General features: G+C 53.1%; 1 rRNA gene. It reads left to right on the forward strand.

What is annotated here, in order from left to right:
- The first annotated feature begins 203 nt into the window (after positions 1–203).
- Positions 204–2,953 (forward strand): 23S ribosomal RNA (locus tag COO92_RS21880).
- The last annotated feature ends 72 nt before the right edge of the window (positions 2,954–3,025 follow it).

Raw genomic sequence — 3,025 nt, forward strand, 5'->3', positions numbered from 1 at the left:
GCTAAAAGAGATTTGGAAGATACTGAGATATCTAGTCGTGAGACTGGATTAGAGATGTTTGACATTGTGAATAGGGAATATGAAGAGAACGGATCTTTCCGTTGTGATTTTTCGCAACGAAAGAACGTGATCGCGAACTAGTTGTATGTGGTTTTGCAGGGTTTTACCCCTGCGCAAGCCGCAGAACAGTTAGCTGAGGGATCTCTCAAGCATAATAAGGGCATCTGGTGGATGCCTTGGCGTTAAGAGGCGATGAAAGACGTGGCACTCTGCGATAAGCTACGGTGAGCCGAGAGCAGGCTTTGACCCGTAGATTTCTGAATGGGGAAACCCCACCCAATAGGGTGATCCCAACGTGAATACATAGCGTTGGGAGGCGAACCCGGGGAACTGAAACATCTCAGTACCCGGAGGAAAGGACATCAACCGAGACTCTGCTAGTAGCGGCGAGCGAACGCGGACCAGGCCAGTGGCTTATGCATAAGAACCGGAACGATCTGGAAAGGTCGGCCATAGTGGGTGATAGCCCCGTACGGGTAGAAATTGCATAAGTCCTCGAGTAGGGCGGGACACGTGAAATCCTGTCTGAACATGGGGGGACCACCCTCCAAGCCTAAGTACTCCTTAACGACCGATAGTGTACCAGTACCGTGAGGGAAAGGTGAAAAGCACCCCGATAAGGGGAGTGAAATAGTTCCTGAAACCGGATGCCTACAAGCAGTTGGAGCCTCTTTATGGGGTGACAGCGTACCTCTTGCATAATGGGTCAGCGAGTTAGTCTTACAAGCAAGCTTAAGCCGTTAGGTGTAGGCGCAGCGAAAGCGAGTCTGAATAGGGCGCATGAGTTTGTGGGATTAGACCCGAAACCAGGTGATCTAGCCATGAGCAGGTTGAAGGTGATGTAACAGTCACTGGAGGACCGAACCCACGTCTGTTGAAAAAGACGGGGATGACTTGTGGTTAGGGGTGAAAGGCCAATCAAACCTGGAGATAGCTGGTTCTCCGCGAAATCTATTTAGGTAGAGCGTCAGACGAATACCATCGGGGGTAGAGCACTGAATGGGCTAGGGGGCCTTACCGGCTTACCAAACCTAATCAAACTCCGAATACCGATGAGTACTATCTGGCAGACAGACTACGGGTGCTAAGGTCCGTGGTCGAGAGGGAAACAGCCCAGACCGCCAGTTAAGGTCCCAAAGTTGTGGCTAAGTGGGAAAGGATGTAGGACGGCCAAGACAACCAGGACGTTGGCTTAGAAGCAGCCATCGTTTAAAGAAAGCGTAACAGCTCACTGGTCTAAATAAGCTGTCCCGCGCCGAAGATGTACCGGGGCTCAAGCCACACACCGAAACTGCGGACTTGTTCCTTATGGAATAAGTGGTAGCGGAGCGTTCCGTAAGCCTGTGAAGGTGTGCCGTAAGGCATGCTGGAGGTATCGGAAGCGAGAATGCTGACATGAGTAGCGATAAAGGGAGTGAGAACCTCCCTCGCCGAAAGCCCAAGGGTTCCTGCGCAAGGCCAATCCGCGCAGGGTGAGTCGGCCCCTAAGACGAGGCAGAAATGCGTAGTCGATGGGAAACAGGTTAATATTCCTGTACCCGTGAGAAGTGACGGCCTCTGGACGTAGTCTTTCCTTATTGGATTGGAAGGGCTGGTAAGGAGGTCCAGGAAATAACTCTCACGTATGGACCGTACCCCAAACCGACACAGGTGGGCAGGTTGAATATACCAAGGCGCTTGAGAGAATGATGTTGAAGGAACTCGGCAAATTGCCCCCGTAACTTCGGGAGAAGGGGGCCCACCGTGAAGGCAACTTTACGGTGGGGGCACAGACTAGGGGGTGGCGACTGTTTACTAAAAACACAGGGCTCTGCGAAGTCGCAAGACGACGTATAGGGTCTGACGCCTGCCCGGTGCCGGAAGGTTAAGAGGAGATGTGCAAGCATTGAATTGAAGCCCCGGTAAACGGCGGCCGTAACTATAACGGTCCTAAGGTAGCGAAATTCCTTGTCGGGTAAGTTCCGACCTGCACGAATGGCGTAACGACTTCCCCACTGTCTCCAACATCAACTCAGCGAAATTGAATTCTCCGTGAAGATGCGGAGTACCCGCGGTCAGACGGAAAGACCCCGTGCACCTTTACTACAGCTTTGCAGTGGTATCAGGATGTGAATGTGCAGAATAGGTGGGAGGCTTTGAAGCCATGGCGCCAGCCGTGGTGGAGCCACCTTTGAGATACCACCCTTTTGCTTCCTGATATCTAACCGAGGTCCGTTATCCGGATCCGGGACCCTGCATGGCGGGTAGTTTGACTGGGGCGGTCGCCTCCTAAAGAGTAACGGAGGCGCGCGATGGTAGGCTCAAGCTGGTCGGACATCAGCTTAAGAGTGCAATGGCAAAAGCCTGCCTGACTGCGAGACTGACAAGTCGAGCAGAGACGAAAGTCGGTCATAGTGATCCGGTGGTCCCGCGTGGAAGGGCCATCGCTCAACGGATAAAAGGTACGCCGGGGATAACAGGCTGATACTCCCCAAGAGTCCACATCGACGGGAGTGTTTGGCACCTCGATGTCGGCTCATCACATCCTGGGGCTGGAGCAGGTCCCAAGGGTTTGGCTGTTCGCCAATTAAAGTGGTACGTGAGCTGGGTTTAGAACGTCGTGAGACAGTTCGGTCCCTATCTGCCGTGGGCGTAGGATACTTGAGAAGAGCTGTCCCTAGTACGAGAGGACCGGGATGGACGCACCTCTGGTGTACCGGTTGTTCCGCCAGGAGCATCGCCGGGTAGCTAAGTGCGGAAAGGATAACCGCTGAAAGCATCTAAGCGGGAAGCCCCCTTCAAGACTAGGTATCCCTATCAGATCCCTGGAAGACCACCAGGTTGATAGGCTGGGTGTGGAAGCGTGGCAACACGTGAAGCTAACCAGTACTAATTGATCGATCGGCTTGATTGATCCCTCTTGCTACTGTCTGCATAGCTTGCGCAGCGGTAAAACCAAGCAAGACCAAATACAACAGTGTTCGCA

The organism is Thalassospira lohafexi, from assembly GCF_002844275.1.
In the GTDB taxonomy this organism is placed as follows: Bacteria; Pseudomonadota; Alphaproteobacteria; order Rhodospirillales; family Thalassospiraceae; genus Thalassospira; species Thalassospira lohafexi.